We start from the raw sequence: 20,562 nt of genomic DNA, 5'->3' as shown, positions 1-20,562 counted from the left end.
CCGGGACCGTCCAGCCCGTGGTCGGCGACGAGTTGCCCGACCTCGTCCCTAGGGAGAATCTCGGGGGTTTCCCCTATGGCCTCCGGCGCCGCGCGGGAGCACCGTGGAGTCATGGCACACGACGAAATGTCCCGACGTGAGAACCGGCAACTCGCCGTCGCCTCGGCGACCGTGGGACCGTGGCGGACGGCCGCGGGGGTCGGTGCGGTGGTGGGTGCGACCGCCCTGGGGATCGACGCGATCTCCGGGCACTGGTCACTGGGCATGCTGGCCGGGCCGGCCGGCTGGGCCCTGTTCTTCTTCTTCCTGGTCGGCACCGTCGGCGGGCAGCTGCGCCGCGACACCTCCGAACGGCGGCTGCGCCGCTGGGCGAACGACCACCCGTGGCAGTCGGCCCTCCCGGCGGCCGGCGGGCTGCTGGTGCTGGACATGCTGGCGCAGCTGCTGCTCGGGGACGCGGGCCTGTTCGGCGCGTTCTTCCTGGCGCTGCTGCCGGCCGGCATCCTGCTGGCCGTCGCCGGGATCGTGGGGTCGGTGAAGCAGGCCCGCACCAAGGAGTGACGCCCCCGCAGGGCGGCCCGGACTCGACCGGACCCGGCCGGAACGGAACAGACCGGGACGGATCGCCGCGCCCGCGCACGAGTTCACCACAAGGTGTGCCCCCGATCGACGAATCGTCACACCCCGTCGGCATACTGGCGCGATGCCGATAGCCGAAGATCCACAACCGCGCCCCACCGAGGGCCGTGAGCCGGGCGGGTCCGACCCGTCCGGAGCGGGCGGGAAGGACCCGTTCGCCGACCTCGTCCTGGACGAGGAGTTCGTCAAGGGGGCCGCCGTCACCGAGCAGTCCGGGCGCACCCGGATGCTGGCCGCCCGATGGAAGCACACCCCGCCGGTCGACCCGGGCGGCCGCCGCTCGGTCAACGACGGCCCAGCCAAGGCCGGCCGCCGGTTCGGCCGCACGCCGAAGCCCCCGGTGACCGACCCCTGGGGCAACCCGCGCCCGCGCCGCCGCCGGCTGGACTGGCGCGCGCCGCTGTACGTCGTGCTGACCATCGCGGTGCTGCTCGCGGCCCTGAACCTCGACGGGCTGCGCAGCTGGTACTCCGACCACTACGGCGGGGGCTCCTCGAACGCCCACACCCCCGTGCCCACCGTCGCCCCGGAGACGGCCCAGCCGACCGCCGCGCCGCCGAAGGTCGACGAGCAGCAGCCGACCGTGGACCACCCGTGGGCCGGTTCCGTCGCCGAGGGCTGGCCGAACGGCGCGGAGGCCTTCGCCCTGCCCGACGCCCGGGCCACCGGCGTGTTCTCCGCCGAACAGGTGGGCGCCCAGCTGCAGTTGGTCAAGGACTACCTGACCGCCGCCAACCTGGACCCGCAGGTGATCGCGGGCGGCCGGCCGGAAGCCGCCCTGGCGCTGCTGGACCGGGAGGACCGGGACCGCGCGATCAACGCGCTGGCCAACCCCGCCAAGGACACCGACCCGACCACCTGGTTCAGCCGCTTCGACCAGCGCGAGGCCGTCCAGGTGGGCGACACGGTCAAGGTGCAGGGCCGGATCACCTTCGAGGGCGACGGGGACAAGGGCCTCCTCGTCCACGCCGACTTCAGCTACGTGTACGCGATGCGCCCCGGCCCGGACGCCGCCAAGCGCGCCGCGTCACCCCAGCCACCGACGGGCGGGCAGCCGCCGACGAAGCCGGCCGCGCCGAAGGACGGCACGGCCAAGCCGGTGGGTCTGCTGGTGCCGGTGGGTCTGCTGGTGCCGGTGGGTCTGCTGGTGCCGGCGGCCGACGTGGCCGGGGACACCTGGACCACGCGCACGATCGTGCGCCGGGTCGAGAACTTCCGTTTCTACGATCCGGCCCGCTACCGGGTCAACCCGAAGAAGCTCGTGTTCGGCGAGGGCGGCGGGTCGGAATCCGCCAACTCGTCCTGCGACGTCTACGACGGCTACTACCACCCGGAGTTCGACCAGTTCGCGGCGCAGTCGCCGGACGCCCCGGGCAGCCGTCCGACCGGCCCCACGACCGACCCGTACGACCGCCGCAAGGACCTGTCGACCCGCGACGAGTGCGGCGCGGCCAGCCGCCTCTGAGGCTCAGCCCCGGCGCTTGCCCCGGCCCGGCGCCTTGGTGCCGGGCCGGCCGCTGCGGCCCGCCTGGCGCTTCTCGTACTGGGCGACGGCCCGCTCGTACGAGGAGCGCCTGACCGCCTCGCCGGGGGCCTCGACCAGGCTGCGGGCGAAGTAGGCGGCCAGGCTGCCGGCGCCGCCGATGAGCCAGACCGCGCCGAGCGACTTGTCCTCGGCCATCCAGCCGCTCAGTTGGTCCTTGCCCTCGGTGAGGACCTTCCAGGTGCGCATGACGCACATCATCGAGCAGACCGCGATCGCGGCCGTCAGCAGTCCGTTCAGGAAGCCGCCGCCGTCGGAGAGGGCGACGCCCTCGACCCCGAAGCGCAGCAGCAGGACGGCGACGGCGGTCGCGACCAGCGCACCGGCCGACACGGCGACGCGGCGCGGCCAGTAACCGTTGTCCCGGTTCACCCAGCTGGTGCCGAACCAGCGGATCGGCTCCGGCTCGGGGGCGCCGGCGGGCTTGGGTACGGGGGTGGGGGGCTGCTCGCTCACGGGGTCGATTATCACCCAACGCGCGAGGAGCCGCCCCGGCCTGCGGGACGGCTCCTGCGGTGCTGCGGTGCCGCGGGGCTCAGCCGAGCTTGGTGACGTCGCGGACGGCGCCCCTGTCGGCGGAGGTGGCCATCGCGGCGTAGGCGCGCAGGGCCTGGCTGACCTGGCGGTCGCGGTTCTTCGGGCGGTAGCCGCCCGCGGCCTCCAGGGCGCGGCGGCGCTCGGCCAGGACCTCGTCGGGCACCTCCAGGGAGATGCTCCGGCCGGGGATGTCGATGGCGATGGTGTCGCCGTCCTCGACCAGGGCGATGGTGCCGCCGGAGGCGGCCTCCGGGGAGGCGTGGCCGATGGACAGGCCGGAGGTGCCGCCGGAGAAGCGGCCGTCGGTGACCAGCGCGCAGGCCTTGCCGAGGCCGCGGCCCTTGAGGAAGGACGTCGGGTAGAGCATCTCCTGCATGCCCGGGCCGCCCTTGGGGCCCTCGTAGCGGATGACGACGACGTCGCCCTCCTTGACCCGCTTGGCGAGGATCGCCTCGACGGCGTCGTCCTGGGACTCGACGACCACGGCCGGGCCGCTGAAGGTCCAGATCGACTCGTCGACGCCGGCGGTCTTCACGATGCAGCCGTCCTCGGCGAGGTTGCCGTGCAGGACGGCGAGGCCGCCCTCGACCGAGTAGGCGTGCTCGACGCTGCGGATGCAGCCCTTGGCGGCGTCGGTGTCCAGCGACTCCCAGCGCTCGGACTGCGAGAAGGCCTCGGCGGAGCGGACGCAGCCGGGGGCGGCGTGCCACAGTTCGACGGCCTCGGCGGAGGGCGAACCGCCGCGCACGTCCCAGGTCTTGAGCCACTCGGCGAGCGAGTCGGAGTGGACGGTGTGGACGTCCTCGTTGAGCATTCCGCCGCGGTACAGCTCGCCGAGGATGGCGGGGACGCCGCCGGCCCGGTGCACGTCCTCCATGTAGTACGAGCCGTTGGGCGCGACCTTGGACAGGCAGGGCACCCGGCGGGAGACGGCGTCGATGGCCCGCAGGTCGAAGTCCAGCTCGGCCTCCTGGGCGGCGGCGAGCAGGTGCAGGATGGTGTTGGTCGAGCCGCCCATGGCGATGTCCAGGGCCATGGCGTTCTCGAAGGCGGCGCGGGTGGCGATCGCGCGGGGCAGCACCGAGGCGTCGTCCTGGCCGTAGTGGCGGTCCGCGATCTCGACGACCGCCCGCCCGGCCCGCTCGTACAGGGCCTTGCGGGCGGTGTGGGTGGCGAGGACGGAGCCGTTGCCGGGCAGCGAGAGGCCGATGGCCTCGGTGAGGCAGTTCATCGAGTTGGCGGTGAACATGCCGGAGCACGAGCCGCAGGTGGGGCAGGCGTTCTCCTCGATGATCGCGATGTCCTCGTCGGAGACGTTCTCGTTGGCCGCCTGGGAGATCGCGTCGATCAGGTCGAGCCTGCGCACGGTGCCGTCGACGAGGGTGGCCTTGCCGGCCTCCATCGGGCCGCCGGAGACGAAGACGGTCGGGATGTTCAGGCGCAGCGCGGCCATCAGCATGCCGGGGGTGATCTTGTCGCAGTTGGAGATGCAGATCAGCGCGTCGGCGCAGTGCGCGTTGACCATGTACTCGACCGAGTCGGCGATCAGGTCGCGCGAGGGCAGCGAGTAGAGCATGCCGCTGTGGCCCATCGCGATGCCGTCGTCCACGGCGATGGTGTTGAACTCGCGCGGGATGCCGCCCGCCTGCTTGATCGCCTCGGAGACGATCCGGCCGACCGGCTGGAGGTGGGTGTGGCCCGGGACGAACTCGGTGAAGGAGTTGGCGACCGCGATGATCGGCTTGCCGAAGTCCTCGCGGGCTACGCCGGCGGCCCGGAGAAGCGCCCGGGCGCCTGCCATGTTGCGACCGTGGGTGACCGTACGGGACCTCAGCTCGGGCACTGTGCTCCACTCCTTCGGGGCTCTCGCCGGCGCCCCGCCGGTAGGAGGATGCGGGGGCCGCTGTGGCTACCGAGCCTACGCCCGCCGTCCAGGCGGCGGACGGTCCGTCCGCGATGCGGGCACGCGGGCGGGCCGTCCGGGCGCGGGTCGGGCAAGGCGCAGGTCAGGCCGGGGTGATGCCCACCGCCAGCTCCAGGACGTAGGGCTCGACCACCCAGCCGTCGGGGAACTCGGCGATCATCGCCTGCCGCTCGACGGCCAGCACCGGTTCGCGCTCGGCCGGGGAGAGCGCGGCCATGAACGAGCGGGAGACCAGGTCGTCGAGCACGTGGTCGACGGTGGCCCGCCGCTCCCAGCGCAGCACCGCGCGTTCGACCGTCAGCCCGGCCGGGGCGAGGAGGGCGGTGAACTCGGCGACCCGGCCGTAGCCGTGGTAGTTGGGCAGCGCGGCGCTCAGCCGCTCCACCCGGGCCCGGACCCAGGGCACGGTCTCGTCGTGCACGTTCCACCAGACGGCGAGGGCGCCGCCGGGCCGCAGCACCCGGATCGCCTCGGGGATGGCCCGTTCGGTGCGGGTCCAGTGGAAGGACTGGGCGTAGCTGATCAGGTCCGCGGAGTCGTCGTGGAACGGCAGTTCGTCACCGCCGGCCCTGACCAGCGGCAGGCCCGGCGAGGAGGCCAGGAACTGGGCGGCCATGCCCGCGTTGGGCTCCACCGCGACGACGTCGGCGCCGCGCGCGGCCAGCAGCCGGGTGGCGATGCCGGTGCCGGCGCCGATGTCCAGCACCCGGGCGCCCTTGAGGCTGCGGCCGGACAACCGCTCCAGCGCCTCGAACAGCCCGTCCGGGTAGCCGGGGCGGCCCCGGTCGTACTCGGCGGCGACCCCGCCGAAGCTCTCGGCGATCTCCCGGAAGCCCTGTTGATCCGTCATCTCTCCCCCTACCCAAGGAAGTTCGCACCCAGCCGGGCGCGGCTCCTCAGCGTACGCGCGAGGGGGTGGCCAGGTGCAAGCGGGTGAAGGCGAGCGCCTCGGCCAGGTCGGCCTCGCGTTCGGCGGGGGACGCGGAGCGGCGGGTGTTGACCTCCAGCACCACGTGGCCGTCGAAACCGGTACGGGCCAGGTGCTCCAGCAGTTCGGCACAGGGCTGCTTGCCGCGGCCCGGGATCAGGTGTTCGTCCTTGCCGGAGCCGCTGCCGTCGGCGAGGTGGATGTGGGCGAGCCGGTCGCCCATCCGCTCGACCATGGCGAACGCGTCGATCCGGGAGGTGGCGACGTGCGAGAGGTCGATGGTGAAGTGCCGGTACTCCTCGTCGGTGACGTCCCAGCCCGGCGCGTAGGCCAGTACCTCGCGGTCGCGGTAGCGCCACGGGTACATGTTCTCCACCGCGAAGCGGACGTCGGTCTCGCCCGCCATCCGGTTGATGCCCGTCACGAAGTCCCGGGCGTACTGGCGCTGCCAGCGGAACGGCGGGTGGACCACGACGGCGCTCGCGCCGAGCTTCTCGGCCGCCGCCCGGGCCCGGACCAGCTTGGTCCACGGGTCGGTGGTCCACACCCGCTGGGTGATCAGCAGGCAGGGCGCGTGCACGGCCAGGATCGGCAGCTGGTGGGCGTCGGAGAGGCGGCGCAGGGCGTCGATGTCCTGGCTGACCGGGTCGTTCCAGACCATCACCTCGACCCCGTCGTAGCCGAGTTTGGCGGCCAGCTCGAAGGCGACGGCGGTGCCCGCCGGGTACACCGACGCGGTGGACAGGACCACCTTGGTGTCGGGGATGTGCAGGGCCGGGTGCGAGGGCAGTACCAGCCGGTCGGTGGTGCGCAGCAGCGGCGGGCGGGCGGCGTCGCGCCGGGCGGCCTTGACCGAGCGCACCGACTGGACGGCGGCCTTGGCGGCGCCGGCGGCCCGGGCGGTACGGGTCTCCCGAGGGGCGGCCGTCGCGGCGGCCTTCCGCGTTCCGGGCTTCCGCGCGTCGGGCTTCGCCCCGGCAGGCTTCGTCCCGGCAGGCTTCGTCCCGGCGGGCTTCCTCGCTTCGGGCTTCGTCCCGGCGGGCTTCCGCGCTTCGGGCTTCGTCCCGGCGGGCTTCGTCCCGGCGGTCGTCTTCGCCTCGGACGTGTCCCCCGCGGGCGTCTTCGCCTCGGGCGCGGACGGCTGCTCGGCGGCCTTGCGCGCCGCGCTCTTGCGCCCGGTGCGCCGGGCCGCCTCGACGGCCTTCGCGGCCTGCGCCCCGGTGGCACCCTTGACGGCCTTGCCGAGTTTGCGGCGCGGGCCGTCCGGCCGCGGCTGCCCGTCCCCGGGAGCGCGGCCCTCCCGCGTCCCGTCCTCGCCCGCTGGTTGCGCCACGGGAGACAGCGTAAGCGGACCGCGCTCCGAACGGGACCGGATCCCCGGCCGGCCCCGGCGGGAGCCGCCGGACGGGCCATGGGGCCCACGGTGTGGAGCCCTGCGGCGCGCGGGCCCTACGGGGTGAGGGCCGGGCGGCGGCGGTCGGCGGCGCCGTCCATGGCGTCCAGGCGGCGCAGGATGATGCCCTCGCGCAGCGCCCACGGGCAGACGTCCAGCTCGTCGAGGCCGAACAGGTCCATCGCGGCGTCCGCGACCAGTGCCCCGGCCAGCAGCTGCTTGGCGCGGCCCTCGGAGACGCCGGGGATCCGCGCCCGTTCCTCGACGGTCATCGAGGACAGTCGCGGCAGCCAGGCGGACAGCCCGCTGCGGGTGAGCCGGCGGTCGGCGTACGGGCCGGCGTCGGCGGGGGCGGCGCCGGTCATCCGGGCCAGCTGCTTGAAGGTCTTGGAGGTGGCGACGGCGTGCTGCGGCGCGCCGAGCCGGGCGACCTCGCCCACGACGGTGGCCATCTCGGCCCGGATGTGGCGTCTCAGCCCGCGCAGCCCGTCCGGGTCGGCGATGTCGCCGGGCAGCCAGCGGGCGGTGAGCCGACCGGCGCCCAGCGGCAGCGAGCAGGCGACGTCGGGCTGCTCGTCCTGACCGCAGCCGATCTCCAGCGAGCCGCCGCCGATGTCCAGGTTGAGCAGTCGGCCCGAGGACCAGCCGAACCAGCGCCGGACGGCCAGGAACGTGAGCCGGGCCTCGTCCTGCCCGGACAGCACCCGCAGCTCCACCCCGGTCTCCGTGGCGACCCGGCGCAGCACCTCCTCGCCGTTGGCGGCCTCCCGGACGGCGGAGGTGGCGAACGGCAGGATGTCGACGACGCCCTTGTCCTCCGCGACCCGCAGCGACGAGGCGATGTGGCCGACCAGCCGCTCGACGCCTGCCTCGCTTATCGCGCCGTCGTCGTCGAGCAGTTCGGCCAGCCGCAGCTCGGCCTTGTGCGAGTACGCCGGCAGCGGGGCGGCACCCGGATGGGCGTCCACCACGAGGAAGTGGACGGTGTTGGAACCTACGTCGAGTACACCGAGTCGCATAACTCTCCACGCTACGCGATCCGGCCCCGGGCGAAACCGGTCTCGACCGTCTTCACACTGGTCCCGCCCGTACCCCGCCTCCGGCGACCGGACGCCCTCAGTGGCCGCGCGGTCCGGCCCGGCGCTCGGGGCGGCAGTTGGTGTCCACCCAGCGGCGGGCCCGGCCCGGGGTGTCGGTGATCAGGCCGTCCGCGTCCCGGGCCGACATCAGCTGCCAGGACTCCTCGTCGTCGAGCGTCCAGACGTACACCTCGCGGCCCGCCTTGCGCTCGGCGGCGATCCGGGAGGCACTGGCCAGCGCCGCGTCCAGGGCGATGCCGCGCAGCGGCAGGTCACCCGGGTCCTCGGCGATCGCGGAGCCCTGGATCAGCACGACCGGCAGGGCGGGCGCGGCGGCGTGGGCCTGGCGCAGGTGCTCCGCCGAGAACGAGTAGAGGACGACCCGGGCACCGCTGGCGGCGGCGATCCGGGCGATCCGGGTGACGTCCTCGGCACGCTGCCACTTGATCTCCATCAGCAGGGTGGCGTTGCTGTCGGAGAGGCGTTTGAGCAGTTCCTGGAGGGTGGGGACGGGCTCGGTGGGGCCGGGGCCGACGGTCACCCTCAGGGCGGCGATCTGGGCGGCGGTGAGGTCGGCGACGGCGCCCTTGCCGTTGGTGGTGCGGTCCACCGTGGGGTCGTGCATCAGCACCGGGACGCCGTCCCTGGTGGTCTGGACGTCGGTCTCCAGCCAGTCGGCGCCCTGGTCGAGGGCGGTTTCGAAGGAGGCCATGGTGTTCTCGGGGGCGTTGCGCGGGGCGCCCCGGTGACCGATCACCACCGGGGCGTCGCACAGCGGAGCGGCGGCGGCCGTCCGGGCCCGCAGCGCGGGCGCGGAGGCGCACCCGGCGGCCAGGACCGCGAGGGCGGCGAGGACGGCCGTGTGGGCGGCGCGGGGCGAGGCGGTCACGGCTCGGTGCTCCAGTGGTGATCCGGGGTGTTCCAGGGCATCCAATACGGGTCAACGCGAGATCATCAAACTGATCTGACAACCCGACAGCGCCGCCTGGTTCCCTCCAGCCTGCGGTCGGCCGGCCCTCGCCGACGCCACGGCGCACCCCGGATCACCCGGACGGGTCCCGGCCGGCCGGCCCGAAGGCTCTACCCTTGCCGGGTGGCACCAGCAGAAACGTCCAAGAAGAAGTCCAAGGCCTCCCCCGCCCCCGTCGACCTGGCGATGCCGACCCTGCGCGGCGAGACCCCGCTCGGCGGGATCCCGCGTGACGAGGTCCCGCTCGACTTCCCGCGCGCCTGGGTCGAGTTCGCCGACCCCGACGACGAGGAGCAGGTGTTCCGCTGTGACCTCACCTGGCTGACCTCCCGCTGGGGTTGCGTCTTCGGCCAGGGCTGCCACGGCATCCGCGAGGGCCGCGGCGAGTCGGACGGCTGCTGCACGCTGGGCGCGCACTACTCGGACGAGGACGACGAGAAGCGCGTCCTCGGCCACGCGGCGCGGCTGACGCCCGAGCTGTGGGAGAACTTCGCGCACGGCACCGACGCCGCGGGCCGGATCACGTCCGACGGCGGCATCACCATGCTCGACGAGGACGGCGACCGCCAGACCCGCCGGGTCGGCGGGGCGTGCATCTTCGTGAACAGCCCCGGCTTCGCGGGCGGCGCCGGCTGCGCGCTGCACGCGCTGGCGCTCAAGGAGGGCCGGGAGCCGCTGGAGACGAAGCCGGACGTCTGCTGGCAGCTGCCGGTCCGCCGCACCTACGACTGGATCGACCGGCCGGACGACACCCGCTACCTCCAGGTCTCGATCGGCGAGTACGACCGCCGCGGCTGGGGCCCGGGCGGCCACGACCTGCACTGGTGGTGCACCGGCAGCCCGGCGGCGCACCAGGGGCCGGACCCGGTGTACGTCAGCTACCGCCCCGAGCTGACCGAGCTGATGGGCAAGGCGGCGTACGACGTGCTGGCCGGCCTGTGCGCGGAGCGGATCGCCACCAAGGGCGACCGCAAGGTGGCCCCGCACCCGGCCGACCCGGCCAAGCGGCCGAAGAAGGGCTGAGCCCGGGAAGCACCGGGCCCAAAAAGCACGGGACCTGCGCAGGCCCGGCCCGCGAAGGGCCGGGCCCTACTTGTCGATGTCCCCGACGACGAAGAACATCGACCCGAGGATCGCCACCATGTCCGCGACCAGCGTCCCGGGCAGCAGCTCGGTCAGCGCCTGGACGTTGTTGAACGACGCCGAGCGCAGCTTGAGCCGCCACGGCGTCTTGTCGCCGCGCGAGACCAGGTAGTAGCCGTTGATGCCGAGCGGGTTCTCGGTCCAGGAGTAGGTGCTGCCCTCGGGGGCCTTGAGCACCTTGGGCAGCCGCTGGTTGACCGGGCCGGGCGGCAGGGTGGCGATCTTGTCGAGGCAGGCGACGGCGAGGTCCAGCGAGTTGAGGGTCTGCTCCAGCAGGCACTCGAACCGGGCCAGGCAGTCGCCCTCCTCGCGGGTGACCACGGTGAGCACCTGCCGCAGCTCGTCGGAGTCGTACGCGAGGTAGGGCTCGTCGCGGCGCAGGTCGAGGTCGAGGCCGCTGGCGCGGGCGATCGGGCCGCTGACGCCGTACGCCTGGGCCTGGGCCCGGGTGAGGATGCCGACGCCGGCGGTGCGGGCGCGGAAGATCTCGTTGCCGAGGACGAGGTCCTCGAAGACCGGCAGCTGGGAGCGGACGGTGGCGACGGCGGTGCGGACGCGGCCGAGCCAGCCGGCCGGGAGGTCCTCCTTGAGGCCGCCGACCCGGTTGAACATGTAGTGCATGCGCCCGCCGGAGGCCTCCTCCAGGACGTGCTGGAGGTCCTCGCGGCCGGTGAAGGCGTGGAAGATCGGGGTGATGCCGCCGAGTTCCAGCGGGTAGGAGCCGAGGAACATCAGGTGGTTGAGCACCCGGTTGAGTTCGGCGAGCAGGGTGCGGATCCACACCGCCCGCTCGGGGACCTCCATGCCGAGCATCCGCTCGACGCCGAGGACGACGCCGAGCTCGTTGCCGAAGGCGGAGAGCCAGTCGTGCCGGTTGGCCAGCATGATGATCTGCCGGTAGTCGCGGGCCTCGAACAGTTTCTCCGCGCCCCGGTGCATGTAGCCGATCACCGGCTCGGCGGTGATGATCCGCTCGCCGTCGAGCACCAGCCGCAGCCGCAGCACGCCGTGCGTGGCGGGGTGCTGCGGGCCGATGTTGAGCACCATGTCGGTGGTGCCCGCCTCGCCGGTGAAGTTCTCGGCTCCCGCCCCGATGCCGACCGTGGTCTCCCTCATGGGGTCAGAGTCTGCCACCCCGGCAGGGCGGCCAGGGCCTCCGGTACCGGCATGCGGACGGCCTGGGCGAGCCAGCCGAACGCGCCGAGCCCGGCCGGGTCGGTCAGTTCGGCGCCCTCGCCGGCCCCGCCGAGCGCCCGCAGGTAGCCGGCCGGGTCGCTGGAGGCGAGCGCGAGCGGCGGCCGGGCGCCGCTCACGCCGAGGGCGCGCAGGGCGTCCCGCTGGGTTGTCCACAGGCTGTGGAGGCCGGGTGCGGCGACGGAGTCCAGGGCGACGTGCGCGGTGACGTCGCAGGAGCCGTCCGGCACCGGCGCCACCTCGCGGCCGCCCCGGAAGCCGGTCAGGGTGCCGAACAGCGGGCGCCGGTCGGCGGTGTGCCCGTAGTCGACGGCGACGGCCAGGCCGCGCTCCAGCCCGGCGACGGCCCGCGCCCAGGCGGCGTCCCGGGTACCGCCGAACTCCACGGAGTCCCCGGGGTGCCCGACCGGCCACCAGCGCTCGGCCCAGGCCGCGTCGGCCGCCGAGGCTGGCCCGCCGAGCCGCTCCGAGCCGGTCGCGGTGTCCACCTCCCGGTAGCGCAGCACCCCGCCGTCGTCGACCTCGCCGACGTCCAGCGGCACGTTGTCCAGCCATTCGTTGGCGAACAGCAGCCCGGTGACGCCGCGCGGCACCTCGTCCGTCCACAGGGCTGTGGACGGCAGGCCCGCCGGGCGCCGCGCGATCTCCACGCCGTACGGGCGCAGCCGCGCCAGCACCTCGCCGGGCAGTTCGGCCAGCACCCCGGTGAGCAGTTCACCACGTCCGGCCCCGACATCGACGAGGGCCAGCTCCTCCGGACGGCCTAGGGCGGCGTCAACCTCCAGCAGCAGCCGGGCCACCGCGCGGGCGAACCGCGGCGAGGCGTGCACCGAGGTGCGGAAGTGCCCGGCCGGACCCTCCGACCTGCGGTAGAAGCCGCCGTCCGGGTCGTACAGGGCCTGCTCCATGGCAGGCGCCCACCGCATCCAAGTCATAGCGCGGGACGCTACCCGCAGCCGGGCGCGCCCTCCCCACCGGTACGGTGCGTCTCCGACCTACGGAGTAGGACGGATCGCCCTACCGGCGGACCTGAACACGCCAGGTGACTGCCTAGGCTGGAGACGTGCATCGACTCAACGCCTGGCTCCGCCGTCACCCCGTGGTGGTCGACGCCGCCTGGGCTGCGATGGTGCTCTTCGTCGGCCTGCTGCCGAACGACAGTTTCAGCGACGGCTGGCGCTTCGACGCACAGATCCTGATCGCGGTGCTGCTGCCCGCGCTCATGGTCTTCCGCCGGCGCTTCCCCGACATCACCGTGGCGGCCGCCACCGGCCTCGGCCTCGGCCAGGTGGCCGCCGACGTCCTCCCGGCCGCCTCCTCCCTCGCCTACCTGGTGTTCGCGTACACCGGCGCCGCCTTCGGCCAGAAGTGGACGTCCCGGCTGGCACTGGTCGCCGGGCTGGCCGCCGGGCCCCTGGTGTTCTGGCAGCTCCACCCGCTGAAGACGGTCGCCAACGGCGCCGGGGACTACCACACCCGCCCGTACTCCTTCGGCGAGGCGGCGCTGATCACGCTGCTGATGAGCACCCCGTTCATCCTGTGCTGGGCATGGGGCCGGCTGACCAGGGTGCGCCGCGCCTACCTGACCGAGCTGGAGGACCGCGCCGCCCGGCTGGAACGCGAGCGGGACGCCCAGTCCAAGGTCGCGGTGGCCGCCGAGCGCGCCCGGATCGCCCGCGAGCTGCACGACGTGGTCGCGCACAACGTCTCGGTGATGATCGTCCAGGCCGACGGCGCCGCGTACGTGCTCGACAACTCGCCGCAGCAGGCGAAGGAGGCGCTCGGCACGATCGCGTCCACCGGCCGGCAGGCGCTGGTCGAGATGCGCCGCCTGCTGGGCGTGCTGCGCACCGCCGACACCGCCGAGGAGTACGTGCCGCAGCCGGGCGTCGAGGAGCTGCCGGAGCTGCTGGAGCAGGTCCGCACGGCCGGGCTGCAGGTGGACTACGCGACCTCCGGGCATCCGCGCGAGCTGCCGCGCGGCGTCGAGCTGACGGTCTACCGGATCGTCCAGGAGGCGCTGACCAACGTCCGCAAGCACGGCGGCCCCGACGTGCACGCCCGGGTCGCGGTCGACTTCGGCGAGCGCGAGCTGGCCGTCCTGGTCGAGGACGACGGCCGAGGCAGCACCGACGAGCAACTGGCCGTCGGCGGCGCGGACGGCCTCGGCCACGGCCTGATCGGCATGCGCGAGCGGGTCGGCATGGTCAGCGGCAGCCTCGACGTGGGCCCCCGCCCCGGCGGCGGCTTCCGGATCCGCGCCATCCTGCCGCTCAAGGCGGCCCACTAACCCCCCGGTCCCCCCGACGCCCCCCCGAAGGAGCCACCTTGACCATCCGCGTGATGCTCGTCGACGACCAGGAACTGCTGCGCACCGGCTTCCGGATGATCCTGCAGTCGCAGGGCGACATCGAGATCGTCGCCGAGGCCGGCGACGGCGCCCGGGCCCTGGAGGAGCTGCGGCACACCCAGGTGGACGTGATCCTGATGGACGTGCGGATGCCGCGCCTGGACGGGGTGCAGACCACCCGCCGGATCTGCCTGGCCGAGGACGGCAGCCCCGTGCCCAACGCCCCGCACGTGCTCATCCTGACCACCTTCGACCTGGACGAGTACGCCTTCGCCGCGCTCAAGGCCGGCGCCAGCGGCTTCCTGCTCAAGGACGTCCCGCCGACCGAGCTGGTGGCCGCGATCCGCGCGGTGCACGGCGGGGACGCGGTGGTCGCGCCGACCACCACCCGCCGCATGATCGACCGCTTCGCCGAGGTGCTGCCGACCCCGCAGAGCGCGCCCGGCTCGGACGCCCTCGGGCCGCTGACCGAGCGGGAGCGGGAGGTGTTCCTGCTGGTCGCCCAGGGGCTGTCGAACGGCGAGATCGCGGCCCGGCTGGTGCTCTCCGAGGCCACCGTGAAGACGCACGTCGGCCGGATCCTGGCCAAGCTCGGCCTGCGCGACCGGGTCCAGGCCGTGGTGCTCGCCTACGAGGCCGGGCTGATCCGGGCCGGGGCGACGGACTGAGCGGCCCCGGGCACCCCCGGGCGTCCCGTGGAGGACCCCGTGGAGCACCCCGTGGAGGACCGGCTGAGCGCCCGTAGAATGGGCCGGTACGTCCGGTACCCGAAGAGGACCGGAACGAGGAGCTAAGGACGAGGGCCGGGCCGTGAACACGTCCGACAGTGCCGACCACGCCGCCGACGGCGGGTTCGCCCCGCTCGCCGACGGCTTCGGCGATCCGAGCCACCCGAGCTACCCCGACGACCCGACCGACCCCGGCAACCGCCCGGCCCGGCTGGCCGTCGGCGTGGTCGGCACCGGCCGGGTCGGCCCGGCACTGGGCGCCGCCCTGCAGCTCGCCGGGCACACCGTGGTCGCCGCCTCCGGGGTGTCCGCCACCTCCCGCCGCCGCGCCGAGGCACTGCTGCCGGGGGTGCGGATCGTCACCCCGCCGCAGGTGCTGGCCGCCGCCGACCTGGTGCTGCTCACCGTGCCGGACGACACACTGGCCGACCTGGTGGCCGGCCTCGCCGCGACCGGCGCCGTCCGCCCCGGGCAGCTGCTGGTGCACACCTCCGGCGCGCACGGCGTCGGCATCCTGGAGCCCGCCACCCGGGCCGGGGCGCTGCCGCTGGCGCTGCACCCGGCGATGACCTTCACCGGCACCTCCGTCGACCTGGACCGGCTGGCCGGCTGCCCGTTCGGGGTGACCGCCCCCGAGGAGCTGCGGCCGGTCGCCGAGGCGCTGGTGGTGGAGATGGGCGGCGAGCCGGAGTGGGTGCCGGAGCAGGTCCGCCCGCTCTACCACACGGCCCTCGCGCACGGCGCGAACCACCTGGTCACCCTGGTCGCGCAGGCGATGGACCTGCTGCGCACGGCCGGCGTCGCCGAGCCCGGCCGGCTGCTCGGCCCGCTGCTCGGCGCCGCCCTGGACAACAGCCTGCGCTCCGGCGACGCGGCCCTCACCGGCCCGGTCGCCCGGGGCGACGCGGGCACCGTGCGGCGCCACCTGGCGCAGCTCAGTACGGTGTCCCCGGACATCCCGGCGGCCTACCGCGCGATGGCCCGCGCCACCGCGCAGCGGGCGCTCGCCAACGGGACGATCGACGAAGCGTCGGCGGCGGCGCTGCTGGACGTACTGAACGAGGAGAATCACTAATGGCACGCGGAAAGCAGCCGGTCAGGGCCCAGCGGGCACCGAAGATCCACCGAGCCGTCGTCACTCGCACCGTGGACGACTTCGAGGCCGCGTTCTGGCCGGACGAGCGCCCGGTCGACAACGCCGTCGTGATGACCATGGGCGCGCTGCACGAGGGCCACGCCGCGCTGATCCGGGCCGCCCGCAAGCAGGTCGGCCAGGAGGGCCGGGTGGCGGTGACGGTCTTCGTCAACCCGCTGCAGTTCGGCCCGGCCGAGGACCTGGAGCGCTACCCGCGCAGCCTGGACGAGGACGTGAAGCTGGCCGAGGAGAACGGCGCCGACGTGGTGTTCGCGCCCTCCGTCGACGAGGTGTACCCGAACGGCCGGCCGCAGGTGCGCCTGTCGGCCGGCCCGATGGGCGAGCGCTTCGAGGGCGCCACCCGCCCCGGCCACTTCGACGGCGTGCTGACCGTCGTCGCCAAGCTGCTGCACATCACCGACCCGGACTTCGCGTTCTTCGGCGAGAAGGACGCCCAGCAGCTCGCGATCATCCAGCGGATGGTCGCCGACCTGGACTTCGACGTCGAGGTGGTCGGGGTGCCGACCGCCCGCGAGGAGGACGGGCTGGCGCGCTCCTCGCGCAACCGCTACCTCTCCGCCGACGAGCGCGAGCAGGCCCTCGCCCTCTCCAAGGCGCTGTTCGCCGGCCGGGACGCCGCCGCCCAGGGCCCGGAGGCCGTCCGCGAGGCCGCCTCGGCCGTCCTGGACGCGGCCGAAGGCATCACCCTCGACTACCTCGCCCTGGTCGACCCGCACGACTTCAGCGAAGCGGCGGACGACTTCCAGGGCGCGGCGGTGCTGGCCGTCGCCGCGACGGTGGGTTCCACCCGCCTGATCGACAACGTCCACGTCATCTGCCGCTAGGTCCTGTCCGGCCGGGCAGGGCCTGGGCAGCCGGCCACCAGGCACGGAATCGTTCGGTAAGAGCTCCCCTTTAGGCATGCACTCACAGGAGGCGTGACCCGCAATGCTCCGCACCATGCTCAAGTCCAAGATCCACCGGGCCACCGTGACCCAGGCCGACCTGCACTACGTCGGCTCCGTCACGGTGGACGAGGACCTGCTCGACGCCGCCGACCTGCTCCCCGGCGAGCTGGTCCACATCGTCGACATCGACAACGGCGCCCGGCTGGAGACCTACACCATCGCCGGCCCGCGCGGCTCCGGCGTGATCGGCATCAACGGCGCCGCCGCCCGCCTGGTCCACCCCGGCGACCTGGTCATACTCATCGCCTACGGGCAGATGGACACGGCCGAGGCCAAGGGCTACGCACCGAGCATCGTCTTCGTGGACGAGCGGAACCGGATCACCGGCCTGGGCGGCGACCCCGCCGAGGCCCCGGAGGGCACCGGACTACTCCGCGGCGACGAGGCGTACGGTGACGGCAACGGCGCGGCCCCGACCGCCGCGCGCTGAAGGAGCCACTGACGCCATGTCCGCCACGCACCGCCTCACCGCCCCGGCCCCCGGCTGGACCGCCACCACCGACGTGGTCGTGGTCGGCTCCGGGGTGGCCGGCCTCACCGTCGCCCTCAACGCCCGCAAGGCCGGTCTGCGGACCATGGTGGTCACCAAGGCGATGCTGGACGACGGCTCCACCCGCTGGGCCCAGGGCGGCATCGCGGCCGCCCTGGGCGAGGGCGACACCCCCGCGCAGCACCTGGACGACACCCTGGTGGCCGGCGCCGGGATCTGTGACGAGGAGGCCGTGCGCACCCTGGTCACCGAGGGCCCGGACGCCGTCCGCCGGCTGATCGCCGTCGGCGCCGCCTTCGACCGCGGCACCGACGGCGAGATCCTGCTCACCCGCGAGGGCGGCCACCACCGCCGCCGGATCGCGCACGCCGGCGGGGACGCCACCGGCGCCGAGATATCGCGAGCCCTGGTGGAAGCCGTCCGCAGCGACCCCGGCGTCGAGCTGATCGAGCACGCCCTCGTCCTCGACCTGCTCACCGACGCCGACGGGCACGCCGCCGGCCTCACCCTGCACGTGATGGGCGAGGGCCAGCGCGACGGCGTCGGCGCCGTCCGGGCCCGCGCGGTGGTGCTCGCCACCGGCGGCATGGGCCAGGTCTTCTCCGCCACCACCAACCCGGCGGTCTCCACCGGCGACGGCGTGGCGCTCGCCCTGCGGGCCGGCGCCGCCGTCACCGACCTGGAGTTCGTCCAGTTCCACCCGACCGTGCTCTGGCTCGGCCCGGAGGCCGAGGGCCAGCAGCCACTGGTCTCCGAGGCGGTCCGCGGCGAGGGCGCCCACCTGGTGGACGCGCACGGCACCCGCTTCATGCTCGGGCAGCACGAGCTGGCCGAACTGGCCCCGCGCGACATCGTCGCCAAGGCGATCACCCGGCGCATGCAGGAGCAGGGCGCCGAGCACATGTACCTGGACGGGCGGCACTTCGGCGCCGAGATGTGGGAGCAGCGCTTCCCGACCATCCTCGCCTCCTGCCGCGCGCACGGCATCGACCCGGTCACCGAGCCGATCCCGGTCACCCCGGCCGCGCACTACGCCTCCGGCGGCATCCGCACCGACCGGCACGGCCGCACCAGCGTCCCCGGCCTGTACGCCTGCGGCGAGGTCGCCTGCACCGGGGTGCACGGCGCCAACCGGCTGGCCTCCAACTCGCTGTTGGAGGGCCTGGTCTTCGCCGAGCGGATCGCCGCCGACCTCGCCGACCGGCACCACCGCGACGAACTGCCCGAGCGCGCCGTGGACGTCGCCGCCGCCCGCGCCGCACGGCCGGTGCCGCTGCCCGCACCCGAGTCGCGCGCCGAGATCCAGCGGCTGATGTCGCGCGGCGCCGGCGTGCTGCGCTCGGCCGCCTCGATGGCCGGCGCCGCCGCCGGGCTGGCCCTGCTCGCCGAGCAGGCCCACGCGCACGTCGCCGAGGAGAAGCCCGCCGACCCGCGGGTGGAGACCTGGGAGGTCGCCAACCTGCTGCTGGTCTCCACCGCGCTGGTCGCGGCCGCCGCGCAGCGCGAGGAGACCCGCGGCTGCCACTGGCGCGAGGACTTCCCCGAGCGCGACGACGCCCACTGGCGGCGCCACCTGATCACCACCCTCACCGCCTCCGGCGACCCCGTCAGCACCCCTGAGGAGCAGTAGAACCATGACCCACTCCCACGAGGAACTCCCCCTGGCCGACGCCCAGGGCGGCTGCGGCGACGGCTGCGCCTGCGGGGACGGTGAGGGCTACGAGACCGGCCTGGACCCGCAGTTGGCCGAGCTGCTGGAGCAGGCCGGACTGGACCCGATCGAGGTCGAGGACATCGCCACCCTGGCGCTGGCCGAGGACCTGGCCGGCGGCGAGGACGTCACCTCGGTGGCCACCGTGCCCGCCGAGGCCGTCGCCACTGCCGACTTCACCGCCCGCCAGGCCGGCGTGGTGGCCGGCCTGCGGATCGCCGAGGCGGTCGTCTCGCTGATCTGCGAGGAGGAGTTCGAGGTCGAGCGGCACGTCCAGGACGGCGACCGGGTCGAGGCCGGCCAGGTGCTGCTGTCGGTCCGCTCCCGCACCCGCGACCTGCTCACCGCCGAGCGCAGCGCGCTCAACCTGCTCTGCCACCTGTCCGGCATCGCCACCGCGACCCGCGCCTGGGCCGACGCCCTGGAGGGCACCGGCGCCGTCGTCCGGGACACCCGCAAGACGACCCCGGGCCTGCGCGCGCTGGAGAAGTTCGCGGTGCGCTGCGGCGGCGGCGCCAACCACCGGATGGCCCTGTCCGACGCCGCCCTGGTCAAGGACAACCACGTGGTCGCGGCCGGCGGCGTCGCCGAGGCCTTCCGGGCCGTCAAGGCCGCCTACCCCGACCTGCCGGTCGAGATCGAGGTCGACACCCTGGAGCAGATCCCGCCGGTGCTGGCGGCCGGGGCCGACCTGATCCTGCTGGACAACTTCACCGTCCCGCAGCTGAAGGAGGCCGTCGAGCTGGTGGCCGGCCGGGCGAAGCTGGAGGCCTCCGGCGGCCTGACCCTGGCCACCGCGCGTGAGGTCGCCCAGACTGGTGTCGACTACCTGGCGGTGGGCGCGCTCACCCACTCCTCGCCGATCCTGGACATCGGCCTCGACCTGCGCGCCTGACCCTCGTCCCGACTCGCAGAAAGCGCCCCATGCTCCTCACCATCGACGTCGGCAACACCCAGACCACGCTCGGCCTGTTCGACGGCGAGGACGTGGTGGAACATTGGCGGATCTCGACCGATTCGCGCCGCACGGCCGATGAACTGGCAGTGCTGCTACAGGGGTTGATGGGCAACCACACCGCGGTCCGGGAGGCCGCGGTGGAGGGCCTGGCGATCTGCTCGTCCGTTCCCGCCGTGCTCCACGAGCTGCGCGAGGTGACCCGCCGCTACTACGGCGACGTCCCCGCGGTGATCGTGGAGCCCGGCGTGAAGACCGGGGTGCACGTCCTGATGGACAACCCCAAGGAGGTCGGCGCCGACCGGATCGTCAACGCCCTGGCCGCCAACCACCTGTACGGCGGCCCGTGCATCGTGGTCGACTTCGGCACCGCCACCACCTTCGACGCCGTCAACGCCCGCGGCGACTACGTGGGCGGCGCGATCGCCCCCGGCATCGAGATCTCGGTCGAGGCGCTCGGCCTCCGCGGCGCCCAGCTGCGCAAGATCGAGCTGGCCAAGCCCCGCAACGTGATCGGCAAGAACACCGTCGAGGGCATGCAGTCCGGCATCCTGTACGGCTTCGCGGGCCAGGTCGACGGCCTGGTCGACCGGATGGCCAAGGAGCTGTCCAAGGACCCGGACGACGTCCAGGTGATCGCCACCGGCGGGCTGGCCCCCCTGGTCCTCGGCGAGGCCTCCACCATCGACGTCCACGAGCCCTGGCTCACCCTGATCGGCCTGCGCCTGGTCTTCGAGCGCAACCGCCCGGCCTGACCGGCCCCCAGGGCCCACCGTCGGCGCCCCCCGGTCCGTCCGGGGTGCCGGTCGCGTCCAGCACCCGCGCCGGACGGCGGCCGATGTGGCCCCGGAGCTTCCAGCCGAAGTGCGCGGTCA

At 74.1% G+C, this 20,562-nt stretch carries 19 protein-coding genes; 11 read left to right on the top strand and 8 right to left on the bottom strand.

What is annotated here, in order from left to right:
• Positions 1-111 precede the first annotated feature (111 nt).
• Both AB0R04_RS25025 and AB0R04_RS25020 read left to right on the top strand, forming a co-directional pair.
• Positions 112-561, top strand: coding sequence for a hypothetical protein (locus tag AB0R04_RS25025; RefSeq protein WP_363374868.1), 450 nt, complete (start codon positions 112-114; stop codon positions 559-561).
• Positions 562-703: 142 nt separating this feature from the next.
• Complete coding sequence (locus AB0R04_RS25020; protein WP_363374866.1) at positions 704-2,104, top strand: hypothetical protein; 1,401 nt, start codon at positions 704-706, stop codon at positions 2,102-2,104.
• A 3-nt stretch (positions 2,105-2,107) separates the two neighbouring features.
• On the opposite strand, the gene AB0R04_RS25015 is transcribed toward AB0R04_RS25020, so the two are convergent.
• From AB0R04_RS25015 to AB0R04_RS24990, 6 genes are all read right to left on the bottom strand, one after another.
• Positions 2,108-2,638 (bottom strand): hypothetical protein, encoded by a 531-nt coding sequence (locus AB0R04_RS25015; protein ID WP_363374864.1) that lies wholly within the window; start codon positions 2,636-2,638, stop codon positions 2,108-2,110.
• A 79-nt stretch (positions 2,639-2,717) separates the two neighbouring features.
• Positions 2,718-4,562 (bottom strand): dihydroxy-acid dehydratase, encoded by a 1,845-nt coding sequence (ilvD, locus tag AB0R04_RS25010; RefSeq protein WP_363374861.1) that lies wholly within the window; start codon positions 4,560-4,562, stop codon positions 2,718-2,720.
• Between the two features lie 163 nt (positions 4,563-4,725).
• Complete coding sequence (locus AB0R04_RS25005) at positions 4,726-5,493, bottom strand: class I SAM-dependent methyltransferase (protein WP_363374858.1); 768 nt, start codon at positions 5,491-5,493, stop codon at positions 4,726-4,728.
• A gap of 46 nt (positions 5,494-5,539) precedes the next feature.
• Complete coding sequence (locus tag AB0R04_RS25000; protein WP_079136295.1) at positions 5,540-6,367, bottom strand: sugar phosphate isomerase/epimerase; 828 nt, start codon at positions 6,365-6,367, stop codon at positions 5,540-5,542.
• 653 nt (positions 6,368-7,020) lie between these two features.
• Positions 7,021-7,983: a Ppx/GppA phosphatase family protein gene (locus AB0R04_RS24995; RefSeq protein ID WP_363374856.1), complete on the bottom strand. Its 963-nt coding sequence runs from the start codon at positions 7,981-7,983 to the stop codon at positions 7,021-7,023.
• Positions 7,984-8,080: 97 nt separating this feature from the next.
• A complete protein-coding gene (locus AB0R04_RS24990; protein ID WP_363374853.1) occupies positions 8,081-8,932 on the bottom strand; it encodes a glycerophosphodiester phosphodiesterase in 852 nt (283 codons plus the stop codon).
• A gap of 267 nt (positions 8,933-9,199) precedes the next feature.
• Here AB0R04_RS24990 and AB0R04_RS24985 point away from each other — a divergent pair, with 267 nt between their 5' ends.
• Positions 9,200-10,036 (top strand): hypothetical protein, encoded by an 837-nt coding sequence (locus tag AB0R04_RS24985; RefSeq protein WP_363375007.1) that lies wholly within the window; start codon positions 9,200-9,202, stop codon positions 10,034-10,036.
• A 66-nt stretch (positions 10,037-10,102) separates the two neighbouring features.
• On the opposite strand, the gene AB0R04_RS24980 is transcribed toward AB0R04_RS24985, so the two are convergent.
• Together AB0R04_RS24980 and AB0R04_RS24975 are read right to left on the bottom strand one after the other, a co-directional pair.
• Positions 10,103-11,272, bottom strand: a complete 1,170-nt coding sequence (locus AB0R04_RS24980; protein ID WP_063348836.1) for a hypothetical protein — start codon at positions 11,270-11,272, stop codon at positions 10,103-10,105.
• Positions 11,269-12,258 (bottom strand): SAM-dependent methyltransferase, encoded by a 990-nt coding sequence (locus AB0R04_RS24975; RefSeq protein WP_363374850.1) that lies wholly within the window; start codon positions 12,256-12,258, stop codon positions 11,269-11,271. The genes AB0R04_RS24980 and AB0R04_RS24975 overlap by 4 nt, the downstream gene beginning before the upstream one ends.
• Before the next feature lie 155 nt (positions 12,259-12,413).
• Here AB0R04_RS24975 and AB0R04_RS24970 point away from each other — a divergent pair, with 155 nt between their 5' ends.
• From AB0R04_RS24970 to AB0R04_RS24935, 8 genes are all read left to right on the top strand, one after another.
• Positions 12,414-13,640 (top strand): sensor histidine kinase, encoded by a 1,227-nt coding sequence (locus AB0R04_RS24970; protein ID WP_363374848.1) that lies wholly within the window; start codon positions 12,414-12,416, stop codon positions 13,638-13,640.
• A gap of 38 nt (positions 13,641-13,678) precedes the next feature.
• A complete protein-coding gene (locus AB0R04_RS24965) occupies positions 13,679-14,368 on the top strand; it encodes a response regulator transcription factor (protein ID WP_063348833.1) in 690 nt (229 codons plus the stop codon).
• 142 nt (positions 14,369-14,510) lie between these two features.
• Positions 14,511-15,503, top strand: a complete 993-nt coding sequence (locus tag AB0R04_RS24960; protein WP_363374845.1) for a DUF2520 domain-containing protein — start codon at positions 14,511-14,513, stop codon at positions 15,501-15,503.
• Positions 15,503-16,408: a pantoate--beta-alanine ligase gene (gene panC / locus AB0R04_RS24955; RefSeq protein ID WP_363374842.1), complete on the top strand. Its 906-nt coding sequence runs from the start codon at positions 15,503-15,505 to the stop codon at positions 16,406-16,408. The genes AB0R04_RS24960 and panC overlap by 1 nt, the downstream gene beginning before the upstream one ends.
• A 103-nt stretch (positions 16,409-16,511) precedes the next feature.
• Positions 16,512-16,961, top strand: a complete 450-nt coding sequence (gene panD / locus AB0R04_RS24950; protein WP_363374840.1) for an aspartate 1-decarboxylase — start codon at positions 16,512-16,514, stop codon at positions 16,959-16,961.
• Between the two features lie 16 nt (positions 16,962-16,977).
• The gene (locus AB0R04_RS24945) at positions 16,978-18,651 is read left to right on the top strand and encodes an L-aspartate oxidase (protein ID WP_363374837.1); all 1,674 of its coding nucleotides are present in this window, start codon (positions 16,978-16,980) and stop codon (positions 18,649-18,651) included.
• 4 nt (positions 18,652-18,655) lie between these two features.
• Complete coding sequence (gene nadC / locus AB0R04_RS24940) at positions 18,656-19,627, top strand: carboxylating nicotinate-nucleotide diphosphorylase (RefSeq protein WP_063348830.1); 972 nt, start codon at positions 18,656-18,658, stop codon at positions 19,625-19,627.
• 29 nt (positions 19,628-19,656) lie between these two features.
• Entirely contained in the window at positions 19,657-20,442 is a 786-nt protein-coding gene (locus AB0R04_RS24935; protein WP_063348829.1) for a type III pantothenate kinase, read from the top strand.
• The last annotated feature ends 120 nt before the right edge of the window (positions 20,443-20,562 follow it).

This window comes from Kitasatospora sp. NPDC056731, from assembly GCF_040687675.1.
Lineage (GTDB): Bacteria > Actinomycetota > Actinomycetes > Streptomycetales > Streptomycetaceae > Kitasatospora.
This window is presented reverse-complemented; position numbering and strand designations above follow the sequence as displayed.